Raw genomic sequence first — 18,082 nt, 5'->3', positions numbered from 1 at the left:
GGTTGGGATAGCGTTTTTGCGGGAATTTATCCGGTATTTATTGAGTACCGCGGTGTCTATTTTAACAGTGTCTTTTTTCAGGGAGTCCGTTTGTGCCCTGGCTGGCAAAATACACGTGACTAATAATGCAAGTAATAGAAATCCAGGTAGTGTTTTAAACATAGTAAACAAATTAAAGCAAAAAATCTTCTTTTTTACCTACAATAAACAAAATTGTTGCCCCATGGTTTAATCAGGTTAACGACTTTGACGCAAAAATATTGGAATTATCGGATATTAAAATGAACCTTTTATTAAGGTTTATCAAAGTTAATCCTTACCCAGATCCTTCTTGCTGTCTTCTGGAGTAACAAGAGGTGTAAGCGAATACGGGCGTTTTTTATACTTTAAAAAACGGTTAAGGTTGGTTTTGATAGAGGCTATAAACTCATAATCGCTCGCGGTTTTTACCAGGTAATAGCCGGGGCGGTAGCGTAACATAAAGTCGGTAAGCTGCTGATCTTTCAAGTTAGTTATAGCCCCCACGTAGGTACGGTTAAAGCGGTAGTCGATAACACTTTGCTGGTAATCTTTTTCGATAGTTTCACGAAGCTTGGCGGCATTCCGCCCGCTACGGCTTAGCGCATTGTAAATGGCATCAATACTTAAACCAGCTCCGCCGGGGCCAAAGCTCAACAAATCTTTATTATTAAGCGGGCCGAAGATCTTGGTATAGTCGTTTTTGGTAGCCGCCAGCCGTTTCTGCGGATTAAGCAGGGTATCGCGCACAATTACTTCCTTAAGCTGTATGGCCGAACGCTTCATATACACAGCCAGCGATTCGCCGCTTTGAATTTTTAAGGTATCGGGATGATGGTCGGATTTTGTAAAAACAAGTACATCGCCCGGCTGGGCTTCTATTTTAAATTCGCCTTTAAAAGTGTTGTAAATGGATTTGCCGGTTGTGATGTTCTGTACATTTACCTTGGCTATCCGATCCTTACTGTCTTTATCAAACACAACGCCGTCAACGGTTTTTTGCTGGGCAAAAACGTTAGCTACTGGCAGCACAAAACATATCAAGAGCGTCCACAATTTCATTGAGGAGGCAAAAATACATGTTGCACAACGGGTAATCATATAATTTAACAACAATTAACTTTTAGGGGGCTGCGAGAGTCAAGATGTCAGGAATCAAGATACAAGACTACTTCGGAGATACTAATCTCCTTTTTCTCTTGATTCATGGTTCTTGCTATCTCGCTTCTTTATTTAACTACAACAAGCTTCTGGCCAATTTTAATGCTGTTGTCGTTCATACTGTTTAACGCCCGCAGGTCGTCGACAGTTATTCCAAAACGTTTAGAAATGTTGTATAGTGTATCGCCCTGTTTAACGGTGTAGATCTTATCGTCGGGCGGGGTTTTGGATAGGGTATCCTGTGCGGGTTTATTGATGTTGTTATTGATCTGGGTTAAAACACGGTCTTCCCGTTTAATTTTGGCTATTTCACCTTCAGGGCGATCGTATTGGGCCAGGTTGTATTTTTCAATGATATTGATCAGCAACTGCGGATAATTAGGATTGGTTGCATATCCTGCTTTTTTCAAGCCATATGCCCAGCCTTTATAATCGTCCTTATCCAGTTCAAAAAGCTTGGCGTAGTTTTTACGTTTTAAAAAGTTAGAGTGGTCACGGAAAGAATCCTCGGGGTTATCATAAACGCGGAAACAATCATTTACATTGTCGTCATCCTTATAATAGCTTTTGCCTGTCCAGTCGCTGGTGCATTTTATGCCGAAGTGGTTATTGGCATATTTAGCCAGATCGCTGCTGCCGGCACCGGATTCAAACAGACCCTGGCCAAGAGTAATACTGGCCGGGATACCATACTGGTTCATTTCCTGTATGGCAATAGCTTTAAAACGCTCAATATATTCTAAAGAAGTGTATGATTTGTAGTTGGCAACGGCATCCTTATTTGCTTTTTGAATACTGTTGTTATTCCGCCGGGCATCGCGGTTTGATACAGTCGACGTTTTTTTACGGGCAGAGCACGAACTGAAGCAGGCTACAGCAATAAACAGGTATATAATTTTTCGCATTATGCTTAAATCTTATTGAGTGGCATATAAATAGGGGCCAAATTAAGATTTATAAACGTAAATATTATTGTTTAGTTGTCGCGTCGGCCAGTTGCGTTTGGGTTGCCGGGTTTTCGTCAAGTTCGTTAAGGTCATATTTATTAATAATACCTAATACCTGCGCGGCCCATTTGCGGCTGCCAGCATAACCGGCACGTTGAATACCTTTTGCCCATCCTTTGTAATCATAATGTGTAAGCGCGTCGGCCAGGTGGCTGAACTGTTTACGCTCGGTCATGATACGGGCAAAGTCCTGGAATGAGTCAAAAACCGAATCGTATTTTTTATATGAAGTACGAACTTTTTTGTTGTGTTTGGTATAAACTACAGTGTTGTAACCTTTTACTCCAAACTGGTTATTAAGGTTTTGTGCGATAGTGCTGTTGCCACAACCAGATTCGTGCATGGCCACACCTAAAACGATGCTTGCCGGGATTCCGGTTTCGTGCATGATGCGAATGGCATCATCTTTGAATTTATCAATATACGATAATGAGGTATTTTTCTGTGCTGAAGCAGCTAATGTTGAAATCAACAGTGTTGTAATCAGTAAGATTTTCTTCATAATTTATTTTTTTCTGATAACCAGCAGCCCGTCGCGTACTGGCAGGATCAACTTTTCTATCCTGCTATCAACAGCTATCTGGTCATTTAGTTTGCGGATTCCTTCAGTATCGGCATCTTTTTCGGGGCCGTACACCTTTCCCTTCCACAAAACATTGTCAATTATTATTAATCCTCCGGATCTGACTTTGTCAAAAACTAATTGAAAGTAAGTATAATTATTCTTTTTATCCGCATCTATAAACACCAAATCGAAAATATCTTCCTGTAAATCAGCAATAATGGTCTCTGCAGGCCCAAAATGCAGTTTTATTTTATTTTCAACATCTGTTAGTTTAAGGTGTGAATTGATGATTTCCTCCATCTCATGGTTAACTTCAATGGTATGGAGGATGCCGTCTTCGGCTAAACCTTCGGCCAGGCAAATAGCAGAGTAGCCTGTGTAGGTACCTATCTCCAGGATGCGCTTAGGCTGCACCATTTTGCTCAAAAAACTTAGCAAACGGCCCTGGTAATGTCCAGATAACATATTAGGTTTTAACACCTTGATATGCGTTTCGCGGTTGAGTTTTTTAAGCACTTCCGGCTCCGGGTCGCAATGGTCATCTAAGTAAGCCAATAAGGCATTAGGGAGAATATCCATGGCGCAAAGATAAACAAAAACCTTGATTTTCTTGATTTAAGGATTTCCTGATGCTTTACATCGCTCCATTTTGAACCTTGATTCGCTTGATTGGCGTATTTCCTGATGATTTTTAGATGCTTATTTTTGATGTTATATTTTTAGTTTGCTTTTAACCTTATCATGAAATACAAAGAACTTACCGAAAAGATAATAGGCTGCGCCCTGCGGGTTCATAATACACTTGGCAATGGTTTTCAGGAGTTAATTTATCAGCGAGCATTGGCTTTAGAATTAGCTAAGGCTGATTTGAAATTTGCCGAGGAACTTGAAATGATCATTTATTATGACGGTGTTAATATAGGAAAACGCCGGGTCGATTTTTTTATTGAAGGATGCATTATGGTTGAAATAAAAGCCATCATATCCCTGGAAGAAGTACACCTTGCTCAAGCCATGAATTATCTCGAAGCTTACAAAATGGAAATAGGGTTGCTCATAAACTTCGGTTCAAAAAGCTTACAATTTAAACGAGTTCATAATAACAACCCTATCTTCTAAATCTATCTACCTGTTCAAGAATTATCTTCAGATCAAAAAGTTTACAATTTAACCCGCATAGAAATAATCCCCGATTATCTAAATACATCTATCAGGAAATCCTTAAATCAAGTAAATCAGGGTTCCAGAGTCGGCATACTAGCTACCTGCTCCAAAATTATCTCTGGCAAATAAGGCCTTCCGCCGGCCGAGATACATGTGCCGGTAAATACGCCGGTGGTCATCACTTTGCCGCGGCAGGTAATAGTTTGTTTAAAATGTAAACGGGGCAGGCCTTTGGCATCGCCGTACAAATCGCAACTTACGGTAAACTCATCTCCGCTTTTTAACGAGCGTACAAATTTTATTGAATATTCCGACAGTACCATATTCACACCCAAATGTGCCTGTTCTTCAAAATCAAAGCCAAGTACTTCACGAATAAAATCATGGCGGCACCATTCCATATAAAAAGGATAGTATAACCCATCCATGATATTTTGAACATCAATATGTTCTTCTTTTACAGTATAAGTTTTAGTAAAGCTCATTTGAGGCTTGTTTTTTAAGGTTGATTAAAGGCTATAGTAACGGAAAATAGCTTTATAAATTACAGTCTGTCAAAAAATCCTGTAATCAAGCAAATCATGGTTCAGAACCTTGTCCCCATCCAGCTTTGCAGTAAAATCACGGCCGATATGGTATCTACCAGCTCCTTGTTTTGACGGTTCTTTTTGTTCATGCCGCTTTGTGCGATAGTTGCCGAGGCCATTTTGGAAGTAAAACGTTCATCAACCATTTCGATAGGCATTTCCGGGAAAGTTTTCTTTAACAGGTTCACAAACCCTTTTACATGCACGGCCGATTGTGAGGGGGTATTGTCCATCTGCTTGGGTTCGCCCACAATAAAACGCTCTACCTGTTCGGTTTGAAGATATTTTTTTAAAAACTCGATGATACTGTTGGGGTGGATATTATCAAGGCCTGTCGCGATGATCTGCAGGGGGTCGGTAACCGCTATGCCGATGCGCTTGGTGCCATAATCAAATGCCATTACTCTCATTTAGTTCTTAGATTTTAGACGTGAGATATGAGAAGTGAGATTTCATCCGGTAAAGATAGTAGAAGTAATATGAATCTTGCGAGAAGCGCTATCGGTAAAGATTGTAAACAGCCCTGCAACCCGTCTCATATCTCACATCTAAAATCTCATATCTTTTTCAAAAAATATATCCCTCTCATATCTCACATCTAAAATCTCATATCTAATTACTATTTTGCACCAAATGCAGTTTAAAGAAATAGTAGGACAGGAAGCAATTAAGCAACGTTTGCTTAACACGCTGAGCGAGAACCGGGTAAGCCACGCGCAATTATTTTTAGGCCCCGAAGGTTCGGGCAGCCTGGCGCTTGCTGTTGCCTATGCCCAATACCTCTCCTGCGAAGATAAACAGCCCGCAGATTCATGCGGTGTATGCTCTTCATGCAGAAAGTATCAAAAACTTATGCATCCCGATCTGCATTTTTCGTACCCGTTCTTCGCTAAACATAAGGATGATACGGCGCTTACTTTTATTGAGCAATGGCGCGGAGCTTTAACCACCAACCCTTATTTAAGCCTGGATATCTGGCGCGGATATTTGGATGCCGAAAACAAACAGGCCAACATCAACATTGCCGAATGCCACCAGATCATCAAGAAATTAAGCTTTAAACCATTTGAATCGGAATACAAGATCCTGATCCTTTGGCTGCCAGAGTACCTGGATAAGGAGGGCAACTCGCTGCTTAAAATTATTGAAGAACCGCAACCAAACACCCTGTTTTTATTAGTTGCCCAAAACCAGGATCAGATCCTGAATACCATATTATCACGTACGCAGCTGGTTAAAATACCATCGCTCGAGTACGATGAAATTAAAGAACATTTAATAAGTGCCCATCACCAAACCGAAGAGGCCGCTGCCGAAATAGCCTACCTGAGCAATGGTAACATGACCGAAGCATTGGCCATGCTGCAGCAAGACAACAAAAGCTATCATGAGCTGTTTGTACAATGGTTGCGTTATTGCTTTGGCAATAAGGGCATCGAGGTGATGGCCTTTGTTGAGCAGTTTGCCAAAATGGGGCGTGAAAACCAAAAGAATTTTTTGCGTTACGGCACCAGCTTTATCCGCGAGTGTTGTTTGCTGATTGCAGGAGCAGGCAGCCTGGTACATTTACCTGCGAGAGAGTTGGATACCGCTCAAAAAATGAGTAATGTGCTGAGTATTGGCAAATCGCAAATGATTATTGATGAGCTGGAAAAAGCCCATTATCACGTGGAGCGAAACGCTAATCCTAAAATCTTATTTTTAGATGTATCTTTACAAATTATTAAAATACTAATTAATAAAAATGTCCCTGCGGGGAATCAATATATGCCAAGTTAATTATGGGATGTGGAAGTTGCTCAACAGGTGGCGGATGTACGCCTGCGGGCTGCAAAAGTAACGGCAGTTGCCTTACTAATGGTTGCAGCAAATTAGATGTTTACGATTGGCTATCCCACATGGATATGCCAACTAACTATAAGCCTTTCCAGGTAATTGAAGTTAAGTTTAAAGGCTCGCGTAAGGAGTTTTATTTAAACAACGATAATATATACCTCGAATCAGGCGAGCTGGTTGCTGTTGAAGCTACTACCGGCGGTTATGATATAGGCCACGTTTCGCTTACCGGCGAACTGGTGCGCATGCAAATGGTAAAACGCCATGTAAAGGAAGCAGATGTAGTAAAAAAAATCTACCGTAAAGCTACTGTTGCTGATGTTGACAAATGGAAAGCCGCCAAAGATATGGAATGGGAAACCATGCACAAATCGCGCAAGCTGGCACTTGACCTTAACCTGAGCATGAAGCTAAGCGACGTTGATTACCAGGGCGACAAAACCAAGGCAACATTTTATTATACAGCCGAAGGCCGTGTTGATTTTAGGGAACTGATCAAAAAAATGGCCGAAACTTTCCGCATCCGTATCGAGATGAGGCAGATAGGTATGAGGCAGGAAGCAAGCCGCCTGGGCGGTATCGGCTCATGTGGCCGCGAACTGTGCTGCTCAACCTGGCTTACCGACTTTAAAACGGTATCAACTTCGGCCGCCCGCTATCAAAATCTTTCATTAAATACCCTGAAGCTGGCAGGCCAGTGCGGCAAGTTAAAATGCTGCCTTAATTACGAGCTGGATACTTACATGGATGCATTAAAACACATCCCAGATAATGTAAACATACTCAGAACCCAAAAAGGTGATGCCCGTCTGCAAAAAACCGACATCTTTAAACGGATGATGTGGTTTAGCTATCCGGGTGAAGAATCATGGGTGCCGTTACCGATAAAAAAGGTTAAAGAGATCCAACAGCAAAATAAGGACGGTGTGATCCCTGAAGATCTGGGCGAAATTGTTGTGGTTGAAGCTGCACCGGCAAAAGTACTTGATTACGAAAACGTTGTTGGTCAGGATAGTCTTACCCGTTTGGATGAGCGCCGCAATAACAATAAAAAGAAGAACAAAAACCGCAATAAAAACCAAAAACCCGGAGGTCAGGCACAAGCAGCAGAAGGAAAACCCGCCAATCAGCAGCAACCACGCCCGCAACAGCATCAGCAGGGTTCAGGCAATCTGCAGGAAAAACCGGCGCAACAACAGCAACGTCCTGAGGGAAATCGCCAGCAACAAAACAACAAACCACAGGGAAACCGTCCTCCTCAGCAAAATAAACCGCAAGGAGAAGGAAAACCACAGGGTGAGGCTAAACCACAAAAAGAAGGAAGGCCACAAGGAGAACCAAGACCTCCGCAAGGTGAGGGAAAACCACAAGGTGAGGGCAGCGGTAATAATAACAGGCGCCGCAGGCCAAACCGCCCAAACCGGAATAATAACAACAACAATCAACAGGCAAAACCTGAATGAAACGGGCTTTAAATATTATTTACCCGGCAGCATTGTTACTGATAACGATGTTTGCCGGGTCTTGTACCGATCCTAACAGTATCATTGATACCAACACCGAAATTGCCGACCACAACTGGTCGTACGTTAACCGCGTAAATTTTGATGTTAAAATTAATGACGAAAAAGCAGCCTATAACCAATACCTCAATTTGCGGGTAACAGGCAACTACAAGTACTCCAATATATTCGTGCTAGTTTACCAGATCACGCCTGATAAAAAAACACAAACTACCCGTTTTGAAGTAAAATTGGCCAACCCCGATGGCGAGTGGCTGGGCAAAGGATCGGGTAATTTATATAGCTACCAGGTACTTTTGCGCAAAAACTATCATTTCCCTGCTAAGGGCATTTACCGGTTCCAGATAGAGCAAAACATGCGCGATAACCCGCTGCATGAGATCAGCGATGTGGGTTTACGGGTAGAAAAGGCTCAATAATTAGCGTTTAAGGGATATCATAGCTAACCGAAACGGAGCTATGGGTAACTATTTCCCTGCCGGTATCCTGTACCACAATCTTATCGTTATCAGAAATTTTGTAGGTTACCGTATTGGAAACATCAGAGGCAACAACTAATGTCACTTCATCATTTTGGTTCAATGTAGTAGTGTAACTATATGAAGATCCCTGTGCCACAGCTTTTGTATCGACAACCTGGGGGCTGCTATCCGTTGTTTTGTATACAGATAATGAAACGCTAAAAGCATCCGATCCACTTACTGTAACTTTTATAGTATGTGGCTGCGGTGGTTGATCCGTGCTCTTTTTTGAGCATGATACAAATAGCACGCTTATTAGTAGCCCGTAAATCAGTTGCTTCATAATTGGTTTTTATTTGTGAATATGCTTAATTTATACCAGTCAACAAAATTTGCTTTAATTACGATAACAAAACTGAACTATTTAATAACCGTTAAACCGTAAGCGTCACCCATGAAAAAATTCGTTTTTCTTTTTTTAATCACTGCCACAATAGCCTTTACAGCCTGCCACAGCAACGATAAAAGCCCTAACCGTACAAACGATAGCAGCGCGGCGAAAGGCAGCGGAGGCCCCGCCGATTCAAGCAAAACAGCAACACCGGGAAATAGCGCGTCTACACCCAATTCATCCGATACTACAACACTTGGCGCGGATACAGATTCGGCTGTGCATCCGGTGCATTAATTTATTAGCATTTATTAAATTTAATACTTTAATTTGCTAATATTTTTATCAAATAAATGACTGGTATTATATTAGTAATTGTATCCCTGATCATCCTGCTGATTGCTGTTTTTTTATTCCTGAAAAAGCCAAAAGCGGTTGAGCTGATCTCTGCCGAAGAGTTGAGTAAACTTCGTTATGATCATGATCAGCTTAAAATTTCATTGGCCAAAGCCGAAGAAAAATCTAACGGCTTAGCTGCTGAAAAAGAAAGCATTACTAACTTTTTAAAGGAGGAAAAGAACCGCCTGATTGACGAACTTTTATACGAGCGTACCCAGCTGGCCCAGGCCAATCAATCCTTAGAAAGTGCCCGGGCCTATTATAAATCGCAGCAGGAAAAACTGCAGGAGCAAAAAGCAGAAATAGAGCAGATCCGTACGCAATTTCAGCGGGAATTTGAAAATGTGGCCGAAAAGCTGCTTAAAGAAAAATCGAAAGAATTTACTGATATCAACCGTAGTAATTTGGATGTTATTCTTAACCCCTTAAAGGAAAACCTGAAGGCTTTTGAGGATAAGGTAGAGAAGGTTTATAACATGGAAGCCGCGGAACGAAACACGCTTAAAGGCGTGATCACCCAGCTGATGGACCTGAATAAACAGATCAGCGATGAGGCTCAAAACCTAACCAAAGCACTCAAAGGCGATAACAAAAAGCAAGGCAATTGGGGCGAGATGATCCTGGAGCGGATCCTGGAGCGCTCAGGCCTGGTTAAAGATCAGGAATACCGGATTCAGGCCGCTATGCAGGCTACCGATGGTACAAGATATCAACCCGATGTCATCATCGATTTACCGGATGATAAGCACCTGATCATCGACTCCAAAGTATCGCTCATAGCCTATGAAAAACTGGTTAATGCCGATACCGAGGACGACCGAAAACTCTTCTCAAAGGCTCATGTTGAATCCATTCGAGGCCATGTGGCCGGCCTTTCTGCCAAAAAATATCACGATTTGTATAAGATCAATTCCCCTGATTTTGTGTTGCTTTTTGTGCCGATAGAGTCCTCTTTCAGTATAGCTGTGCAACTGGATGGCGAGTTATTTAACTATGCATGGGACAGAAAAGTGGTTATCGTTAGTCCGTCGACATTATTGGCAACGCTGCGTACCATTGCCAGCATGTGGAAACAGGAACGCCAAAACCGTAATGTACTGGAAATAGCCCGCTTGAGTGGTGATATGTACGATAAATTTGTCGGCTTTTTAAGTGATATGGACAGCATCGGTAAAAATATTAACCAAACACAATCCGCCTATAATAATGCTGTCAATAAGTTATCGGAGGGTAGGGGCAACCTTACTACTACTGCCGAAAAGATCAAAAAACTTGGCGCAAAAGCGGATAAGCAAATAGATCAAAAGTTTATTGGTGAAGAGTAAATAAGTAATAAAATTGCCACATAAAAACCATGTCATTGCGAGGTACGAAGCAATCGCATGCTATACAGAGCGGCTCTACTTCCGTGCGATTGCCACGCTTCGCTCGCAATGACATAAAAGATTTCGGAGCCGAGCGGTTGCTAAATTTTCTTTTTTTAATTATTCTTCCGTTCAAACCACCAATCTGCCTGTTTGGTAAACATCAGGGCCCATCCCCATAGCTCAACAATAATCTCGGCAAAGGTTAAAACGATGAGGTAAACCGGCATTTGGACAGCCTTTTTTGGAACGCCGCTATCATGCAAAATCCCAAAACTATACAACAGCGATGATCCCAGGAAAAACACATTCAGCAATATTAAAATAGAGAGGATGATCCTTGCCCATTTTTTCCCTTCGCCGGTTACAAAAACCAGGAAGCCAACGGCAAAAAATACAAACAGGATGGCCGAAAAATTAAAACCATCCAGGTAATTGTTAAGCGTTTGGATCAGTAAACCCAGGTAAAGCAATAAAATTCCCTTTACAAATATCACCGGTGGTTTCCCATCCGGATGGTTGTTGAGGTAAAATTTATCAAATGCTCCCTGTAACATTACTCTGCTTTTTTAAACGCGTTCCAACCCTGGGCTTTCAATTCATGAACGGTACCACTTTTGGTGATCAGGTTACAACCGGCCGATGGTTCGGTGATATACCCGATGATACTGATATCCATTTTAAATTTGATCTTATCGTAATCGGCCTGCTTCACGGTGAACAATAATTCATAATCCTCACCGCCGCTTAAAGCGCAAATAGTAGGATCGAGGTTAAATTCGCGGGCCGTTTCAAAAGTCATCGGATCAAGCGGTATTTTTTCCTCGTACAGGTTACAACCCTTATTGCTTTGCTTGCAGATGTGCAATAATTCGGAAGCCAAACCGTCTGATACATCGATCATTGCAGTTGGCTTTACCTCAATACTTTTCAATAATTCAACCACATCACGGCGGGCTTCAGGTTTGAGCTGACGTTCAACAATGTAATCCTTACCTTCCAGATCTGGCTGAATATTAGGATTTTCCAGGTAAACCAATTTTTCACGCTCCAACAGTTGTAAACCGGTATAAGCACCACCCAAATCTCCGGATACACAAATCAAATCACCTTCTTCGGCACCGTTACGGTACACGATATCAGCTTCATCGGCATAGCCAATTGAAGTTACGCTGATAACCAATCCTTGTTTTGAAGCGGTAGTATCACCACCTATCAAATCCACATTATATTTTTCACAGGCGATATAAATCCCCTGGTAAAGCTCCTCAATGGCTTCGAGCGGAAATTTACTCGACATGCCGATAGATACAGTAACCTGCGACGCTATGCCATTCATCGCATAAATATCACTCAGGTTTACTTGTATTGCTTTGTAACCCAAATGTTTAAGCGGCGTGTAGGCCAAATCAAAATGGATCCCTTCCAACAACATATCGGTACTTACCAGCACTTTTTTGCCGGCAAAATCAAGCACAGCGGCATCATCGCCAACGCCCTTTTTTGAGCTTTCGTTGGTGAGCTTGATATTTTTGGTGAGATGACCGATAAGGCCAAATTCGCCAAGCTCCTCTAAATTGGTTCTATCCTGATTTTCAAACATATTTAACCCTTTAAATTTCACCGCCGAATGCGGAAAAACTTTTAAATTTTTAATTCATTACATTTTGGGCCGCAACCCGGTTTACTCCATCCGCCGAAGGCGGGAAAAATTTTTTGGATTTTTAGGCTACTTCAAGCTTCAGGCATCCAATTACCCGAAATTGGGCTACAAATATATCGACGCCTATCTCTCTTTGCAGCTTATCCCCACCTTATACTTTTTAACAATAATGTGGATAACCCAATTTTCCGGGCCGCAACCTGTCTACATTATATCCGCCTTTGGCGGAAAATTTTTTTACGATTTTTAGCCTTTTTACCGGCCTGAAGGCACTTTTCCAGTAAAAATACCTTCATTTTTATGCCTCCGGGTTTTCCACAATTACCCGGTTTATAAGTTTTACCAAGAGGCCATCTCACCAACAAAAAATCAGTAAAATCAACCTCTATATTTTCAGACTTATGAAGTTTTAAAAACTTCGTAAGTCTTTATTCTTCTACAATCCCAGCTGGGCCGAAATTTCAAGCATGCGCTCTATTGGTTTTACCGCTTTTTCAATGATATGCTCTGGTACAGTTACCTCAGGCGTTTCATTTTTCAAACACAGGTATAATTTTTCCAATGTGTTACGCTTCATATGCGGACAATCGTTACATGCGCAGTTGTTATTTGGTGGCGCCGGAATAAATATTTTATCCGGATTTTCCTTCTGCATCTGGTGTAAAATACCCGATTCTGTGGCTACTATAAATTCCTTATCCTGCCGGCTGCCGGCATATTTCAAAATACCAGTTGTTGAACCAACATAATCGGCCATTTCCAGGATAACATCCTCGCACTCAGGGTGCGCCAGCAGTTTTGCTCCAGGATGCCTTTCTTTCAGCTTAGTGATTTTTTCTCTCGAAAATATCTCATGCACCATACAGGCACCGTTCCACAATACCAGGTCGCGACCGGTTTTCTTGGCTACATACGCGCCAAGGTTTTTATCAGGACCGAAAATGATCTTCTGATCCTTCGGTAAGCTCTCCACAATCTGTACTGCATTGCTTGATGTACAAACAATGTCAGTTAAAGCTTTCAGTTCGGCCGTACAGTTTACATACGTGATCACCAGGTGATCGGGATAGTTTTCCTTAAACTTTTTAAACAAGTGAGGAGGGCAACTATCTGCTAATGAACAACCTGCCTTCATATCCGGCAGCAAAACCTTCTTTGTTGGCGACAGGATCTTGGCAGTTTCGGCCATGAAATGTACACCTGCAAAAACAATGATGTCGGCATCCGTTTTGGCTGCTTGCTGGGATAATCCCAAACTATCGCCTATGTAATCGGCAATATCCTGTATATCACCGTCCTGGTAATAGTGCGCCAGGATCACCGCATTTTTTTGCTTTTTTAATTTTTCAATTTCCGCGAAAAGATCAAGCGTCGGATCAATTTCTTCATCCACGTATCCTTTCAGATTTATTTCTTCGAAGGTATTCATTTCCACAATTCAATTAATAACAACTAATTTTTAATATAAAAAGACTTATTGTTTATTGGGGTGTTGGTAATGTGCAAAAGTCGGAGTAATTTTTGTTTTAAAAGTTAGTTTTCACAATTTATTAACACTTATAAACATTTTTCCACCAAAAAGTATGCTGATTTTTAGATATCTGTGACAATCAATTTTTATTTGAAAAAGTTTTATGTTAATATTTTCAGGGTTGACAAAATGTTAGCTTTATGACTAAAGTGTCGGAAAAGTCGATCAAAAAATATTGATATTCGACCTGAGAAAGGGAGTTATACACACTGTAAACTATTTTTCACTTTTTGTTTACATAAACTTAACAGGTTTTACAGCTGTTATTAACATTAGTACTACTTTTACACACATTTCATATAAAACATGACCCGAACTGTTGATTTCCTTGTAGTGGGTTCAGGAATTGCCGGATTAAGTTTTGCGCTCAAAGCCGCGAAGCATGGTAAGGTTCTGATAGTTACAAAATCTAACGAAGATGAATCCAACACCAAATATGCCCAGGGAGGCGTTGCGGTGGTTGTGGATAAAAAAGAGGATTCTTTTGAAAAACATATCCAGGACACCTTAATAAGTGGAGATGGCCTTTGCGACCGTGAAGTTGTTGAAGCCGTTGTTAAAGAAGGTCCGGCGCGTATCAATGAAATAATTGATTACGGAACCAATTTCGACAAGACTAATGAAGGTGTTTATGACCTGGCCAAAGAGGGTGGGCATTCCGAGTTTCGTGTATTACATTATAAAGATGTAACTGGCTGGGAGATAGAACGTTCGCTTTTAGAGGAAATTCATAAAAACCCTAATATTGAGATACTTACGCATTATTTTGCTGTCGACCTGATCACACAGCACCATTTAGGTGAGCTGGTGGGTAAATCAAGTACCGATATTACCTGCTTCGGGATTTATGCCTTTAATACAGAGACCAAGATTGTTGAAAAGATCCTTTCGAAGGTTACCGTAATGGCTGCAGGTGGGGCAGGGCATATTTATGCGGTTACTACCAACCCAACCATTGCTACCGGTGACGGCATCGCTATGGTTTATCGTGCAAAAGGTAAAGTACGTAATATGGAGTTCATGCAATTCCACCCTACAGCCTTATATAATCCTGGCGAATATCCATCATTCTTGATATCTGAAGCTGTACGTGGTTTTGGTGGTGTATTAAAACGTACCAATGGTGAAGAATTTATGCACGAGTATGATGAGCGTAAATCATTAGCGCCCCGCGATATTACGGCAAGGGCTATCGATGCCGAGATAAAAAAATCGGGCGAGGATTTTGTTTATTTAGATGTTAGGCACCGCAGCAAGAAAGATATCCTGAACCATTTCCCTAATATTTATGCTAAATGCCTGGAAATTGGTATCGATATGACTAAAGATATGATCCCGGTTGCGCCGGCCTGTCATTATATGTGTGGCGGTATCATGGTTGATCATGTTGGCCAGTCATCTATATTAAGATTATATGCCTGCGGCGAATGTTCGTCAACAGGTCTGCATGGAGCAAATCGTTTAGCTTCAAATTCGTTACTGGAGGCGCTGGTTTTTGCGCATCGCATTTATGAAGATGCCATCAAACAATTTGAAAATAATGTGATCCCGGATAATATTCCTGACTGGGATGAGAAAGGTGTTCAGCTGTCAAATGAAGATATCCTGGTGACCCACAACGTGCGCGAAATGCAGAAGTTAATGAATGACTATGTGGGTATTGTTCGGTCTGATTTCAGGCTGGATAGGGCCTTGCGCAGGTTGAAATTATTATATGAAGAGACTGAAGATTTCTATAAAAAAACAAAGCTTTCTGTAAAACTTTGCGAGCTGCGCAATCTGATACAGGTTTCATTTATTGTAGTAAAATCGGCTATGCTACGTAAGGAGAGTAGGGGGTTACACTACACTACTGATTATCCTGAACATGCTGATAAGGTACAGGATACGGTGTTTTAAAATAGTATTATACACTACGTCATTGCGAGGTACGAAGCAATCCCCAATAAGCAGAGTAGCTAAGCAAGTTCCTCTGTATAGTTTGGGATTGCTTCGTACCTCGCAATGACGATTGTTTAAGGAAAATTTTGTGAGTGAGCGAAAAACGGGATTCGAACCCGCGGCCTTCAGTTTGGGAAACTGACGCTCTACCGACTGAGCTATTTTCGCTTATTTTATATTCAAACATAACTAAAATTTCGGATTTCGGAATTTAGATTTCGGATTTTTAAATTACTATTTAATAATTAATCTATGCCTGTTATTTTGCCTGTGAAGGATAAAAGCCCTGTTTGGGGTAATGATTGTTTTATTGCCGAAAACTGTACTATAGTAGGGGATGTGGTGATGGGTGATAATTGTTCGGTATGGTTTAATGCCGTGATCCGTGGCGATGTGCACTATATTAAAATTGGTAATAATACTAATATTCAGGATGGCGCGGTGATCCATGCTACCTATTTAAAAGCGCCAACCAACATAGGTAACAGTGTTTCTATTGGGCATAACGCGCTTGTACACGGCTGCACTTTGCACGACCATACTTTGATAGGTATGGCGGCAATTGTGATGGATCACGCGGTTGTAAACGAGTTTGTGATCATTGCTGCAGGCGCTGTGGTATTGGAAAATACCGTCTGCGAATCAGGGTATTTATATGCCGGTATTCCTGCAAAAAAAATAAAGCCCCTTACTGATGAGCAAAGGGCTATGTTGAAGCAACTGCCTCAAAATTATATCATGTACTCCGGTTGGTTTAAGGAGTAAGTTTTTCTTTTGGAATAGTGACTGTTTCTTCAGCTTCCCAGTTTGGCCGAAGGGTGATGAGTTTTTCGTTTAACCAGATATTTTCGGGTTGCCGTTTTAGCCGCACATTACCGCTATCCCATTTACCGTTTTTGTTTTCATCATAAATGATCCTGACGTAGTATTTGGCTGCCAAAATACCCTTATAAACCAGCGAGGTACTTTTAGTAATGGCATCACTTTGAATAAGCTTTTTGTCTTCGCTTAAAAGCTCAACGACATATGCTTTAGCTGTATCAGGAACGGTTAGCTTTACCGTAAGCTGGCTATAGTTGTCGAGCTTATTGATCTGGAATTTTTTGGATAAGCGTTTGTTCCTATCGCCATAAATATCGGTTAGAGCGCCATCGTTAATGATCAACTCGTATTTACTTGCTTCACGCCACCTGTATTTTATGTTAAGGAGTTTATAATTTCCGGTATCTTTTTGGATGGTATAATCGCTTGTGGCAACCGAATCCTCATTTAAAGTAATTTGCGATTGATCAAAGTTTTCAATTGGGATGCTTGCGGTAACAACCAGGTTGCTGCCGGGTTTTAGTTTGCTATCGTTACCAATATTGTAACTTGCCGTTAAAGTGCGTGTAAAGCTTTCGTTTTTACGCTTTAACTGGTAAATGGTATCTATCGCTTTGCTCTTATCAAATATGGCTACCCTTAACGAATCAAAGTTCATGTTGCGCAGATAAACAGATGCGGTATCCTTGGTACGGGAAAATGATACTTGCTTCCGGCTGTCTACATCAGAAGGGTAGAGGATCTTGAGGGCCGGCTGCGTTAAACCTTTATTGAAAACCAACAGTAATTTTCCGTCGGTATCAAAACGCTTTTCTGATACCCTGAATTTTTCGGGATCCTGCTTAAACAGGTTTAACTGAATGTTTGAAGTATCGGCTTTAAGATGAATCGGTTTTTTAAGGAAAGCTATCAACTCATCATCGCGGTTGAATATTTTATCCGGGCTTGCTTCTTTTAAGGCGTAAATACGGTAGTCGTCTTCGCGTAAATTATTCAAAGCAAAATTTCCTGATGAATCCGTAAGTGCGAAAATGGATGGCTTCTTTTTTCCGAAGAGTGTATCCTGTTTCACGGGGAAAATAAATACCAGTACGTCTTTCTCTTTTTCCTGGGTGAGTGTGTTGGTGACAGAACCGCTAATGCTCAACGAGTCGATATGACTGCCTGTCGAAAAAACGTAAGTAAAATTTTTCAGGATATTACTTTCGTTCACATCTTGTATGGCCTTTCCAAAATTGATAACGTAAGTTGTGTTTTTCAGAAGGGTGTCCTTAAACTCAATTTTTAATTTTCTTTTGTTGGATGAGTACTCGGGTTGCTTCTCCATAGCCGGGCTCATGCTGATCTCCTGGTAAGCGTTGGTGAGTTTGATAAACTCATCAAATTCCAGGTCGATTTGTTTGGCATTAAAATTCCTGGTTTTATTTCCGGGAATTGCCTTCACTAATTTGGGCGGAGTCTGGTCGCGCGGCCCTCCCTGCGGTGGTTGTTGGGCCGCGCATCCAAAAATGAATAAAACGATAAAAATCAGTAACGAATTTTTGTAAAAAATGGCCGATTTTGTATTTAACATGGTTTTTAGGCGATATAAGCGATTTTTATGTTTTTATAACAAGTACTATTAAAAATTAAAAATAATCGATTTTAAA

The 18,082-nt window shown here is 41.2% G+C and carries 19 protein-coding genes and 1 tRNA gene; 8 read left to right on the top strand and 12 right to left on the bottom strand.

All coding sequences use genetic code 11. The features are described 5' to 3' along the window. Positions 1–309: 309 nt before the first annotated feature. From EAH55_RS02410 to EAH55_RS02395, 4 genes are all read right to left on the bottom strand, one after another. Complete coding sequence (locus EAH55_RS02410) at positions 310–1,080, bottom strand: peptidase associated/transthyretin-like domain-containing protein (protein ID WP_121808340.1); 771 nt, start codon at positions 1,078–1,080, stop codon at positions 310–312. 167 nt (positions 1,081–1,247) lie between these two features. Next, entirely contained in the window at positions 1,248–2,084 is an 837-nt protein-coding gene (locus EAH55_RS02405) for a glucosaminidase domain-containing protein (RefSeq protein WP_112574194.1), read from the bottom strand. 64 nt (positions 2,085–2,148) lie between these two features. Further along, entirely contained in the window at positions 2,149–2,688 is a 540-nt protein-coding gene (locus EAH55_RS02400; RefSeq protein ID WP_112574193.1) for a glycoside hydrolase family 73 protein, read from the bottom strand. A gap of 3 nt (positions 2,689–2,691) precedes the next feature. Next, the gene (locus tag EAH55_RS02395; RefSeq protein WP_121808339.1) at positions 2,692–3,330 is read right to left on the bottom strand and encodes an O-methyltransferase; all 639 of its coding nucleotides are present in this window, start codon (positions 3,328–3,330) and stop codon (positions 2,692–2,694) included. Between the two features lie 162 nt (positions 3,331–3,492). Between EAH55_RS02395 and EAH55_RS02390 the strand changes: the two genes are divergently transcribed. Beyond that, positions 3,493–3,870 (top strand): GxxExxY protein, encoded by a 378-nt coding sequence (locus tag EAH55_RS02390; RefSeq protein ID WP_121808338.1) that lies wholly within the window; start codon positions 3,493–3,495, stop codon positions 3,868–3,870. 116 nt (positions 3,871–3,986) lie between these two features. Here the strand turns inward: EAH55_RS02390 and EAH55_RS02385 are convergent, their stop codons facing one another. Continuing rightward, positions 3,987–4,400, bottom strand: a complete 414-nt coding sequence (locus EAH55_RS02385) for an acyl-CoA thioesterase (protein ID WP_121808337.1) — start codon at positions 4,398–4,400, stop codon at positions 3,987–3,989. Positions 4,401–4,501: 101 nt separating this feature from the next. After that, positions 4,502–4,912, bottom strand: coding sequence for a Holliday junction resolvase RuvX (gene ruvX, locus EAH55_RS02380; protein ID WP_114939617.1), 411 nt, complete (start codon positions 4,910–4,912; stop codon positions 4,502–4,504). Between the two features lie 223 nt (positions 4,913–5,135). On the opposite strand from ruvX, the gene EAH55_RS02375 reads away from it, so the two are divergent. From EAH55_RS02375 to EAH55_RS02365, 3 genes are read left to right on the top strand one after another with little or no spacing between them, the layout of a single operon-like run. Further along, positions 5,136–6,281, top strand: a complete 1,146-nt coding sequence (locus EAH55_RS02375; RefSeq protein ID WP_121808336.1) for a DNA polymerase III subunit — start codon at positions 5,136–5,138, stop codon at positions 6,279–6,281. Positions 6,282–6,283: 2 nt separating this feature from the next. Next, a complete protein-coding gene (ricT, locus tag EAH55_RS02370; protein WP_121808335.1) occupies positions 6,284–7,801 on the top strand; it encodes a regulatory iron-sulfur-containing complex subunit RicT in 1,518 nt (505 codons plus the stop codon). Next, entirely contained in the window at positions 7,798–8,280 is a 483-nt protein-coding gene (locus EAH55_RS02365; protein ID WP_121808334.1) for a gliding motility lipoprotein GldH, read from the top strand. The genes ricT and EAH55_RS02365 overlap by 4 nt, the downstream gene beginning before the upstream one ends. A gap of 7 nt (positions 8,281–8,287) precedes the next feature. Here the strand turns inward: EAH55_RS02365 and EAH55_RS02360 are convergent, their stop codons facing one another. Then, entirely contained in the window at positions 8,288–8,665 is a 378-nt protein-coding gene (locus EAH55_RS02360; RefSeq protein WP_121808333.1) for a hypothetical protein, read from the bottom strand. 111 nt (positions 8,666–8,776) lie between these two features. On the opposite strand from EAH55_RS02360, the gene EAH55_RS02355 reads away from it, so the two are divergent. Together EAH55_RS02355 and rmuC are read left to right on the top strand one after the other, a co-directional pair. Further along, entirely contained in the window at positions 8,777–9,010 is a 234-nt protein-coding gene (locus tag EAH55_RS02355; protein ID WP_121808332.1) for a hypothetical protein, read from the top strand. Between the two features lie 56 nt (positions 9,011–9,066). Then, entirely contained in the window at positions 9,067–10,437 is a 1,371-nt protein-coding gene (gene rmuC / locus EAH55_RS02350; protein ID WP_121808331.1) for a DNA recombination protein RmuC, read from the top strand. Positions 10,438–10,592: 155 nt separating this feature from the next. Here the strand turns inward: rmuC and EAH55_RS02345 are convergent, their stop codons facing one another. The 3 genes from EAH55_RS02345 to nadA form a co-directional block, all read right to left on the bottom strand. Beyond that, the gene (locus EAH55_RS02345; RefSeq protein ID WP_121808330.1) at positions 10,593–11,033 is read right to left on the bottom strand and encodes a hypothetical protein; all 441 of its coding nucleotides are present in this window, start codon (positions 11,031–11,033) and stop codon (positions 10,593–10,595) included. After that, positions 11,033–12,079, bottom strand: coding sequence for a thiamine-phosphate kinase (gene thiL, locus EAH55_RS02340; RefSeq protein ID WP_121808329.1), 1,047 nt, complete (start codon positions 12,077–12,079; stop codon positions 11,033–11,035). The genes EAH55_RS02345 and thiL overlap by 1 nt, the downstream gene beginning before the upstream one ends. Positions 12,080–12,575: 496 nt before the next feature. Then, complete coding sequence (gene nadA, locus EAH55_RS02330; RefSeq protein WP_121808327.1) at positions 12,576–13,568, bottom strand: quinolinate synthase NadA; 993 nt, start codon at positions 13,566–13,568, stop codon at positions 12,576–12,578. Positions 13,569–13,976: 408 nt separating this feature from the next. Here nadA and nadB point away from each other — a divergent pair, with 408 nt between their 5' ends. Further along, positions 13,977–15,569, top strand: a complete 1,593-nt coding sequence (gene nadB, locus EAH55_RS02325; RefSeq protein ID WP_121808326.1) for an L-aspartate oxidase — start codon at positions 13,977–13,979, stop codon at positions 15,567–15,569. 137 nt (positions 15,570–15,706) lie between these two features. On the opposite strand, the gene EAH55_RS02320 is transcribed toward nadB, so the two are convergent. Beyond that, positions 15,707–15,779, bottom strand: a tRNA-Gly gene (locus tag EAH55_RS02320). Between the two features lie 84 nt (positions 15,780–15,863). Between EAH55_RS02320 and EAH55_RS02315 the strand changes: the two genes are divergently transcribed. After that, a complete protein-coding gene (locus EAH55_RS02315; protein ID WP_121808325.1) occupies positions 15,864–16,376 on the top strand; it encodes a gamma carbonic anhydrase family protein in 513 nt (170 codons plus the stop codon). On the opposite strand, the gene EAH55_RS02310 is transcribed toward EAH55_RS02315, so the two are convergent. Beyond that, positions 16,366–18,006, bottom strand: coding sequence for an Ig-like domain-containing protein (locus EAH55_RS02310; RefSeq protein ID WP_121808324.1), 1,641 nt, complete (start codon positions 18,004–18,006; stop codon positions 16,366–16,368). The genes EAH55_RS02315 and EAH55_RS02310 overlap by 11 nt on opposite strands. Positions 18,007–18,082: the final 76 nt, after the last annotated feature.

The organism is Mucilaginibacter kameinonensis (assembly GCF_003675385.1).
Taxonomy (GTDB): domain Bacteria; phylum Bacteroidota; class Bacteroidia; order Sphingobacteriales; family Sphingobacteriaceae; genus Mucilaginibacter; species Mucilaginibacter kameinonensis.
Note: the sequence above shows the minus strand (reverse complement) of the source record. Positions and strands in the feature narration are given on the sequence as shown.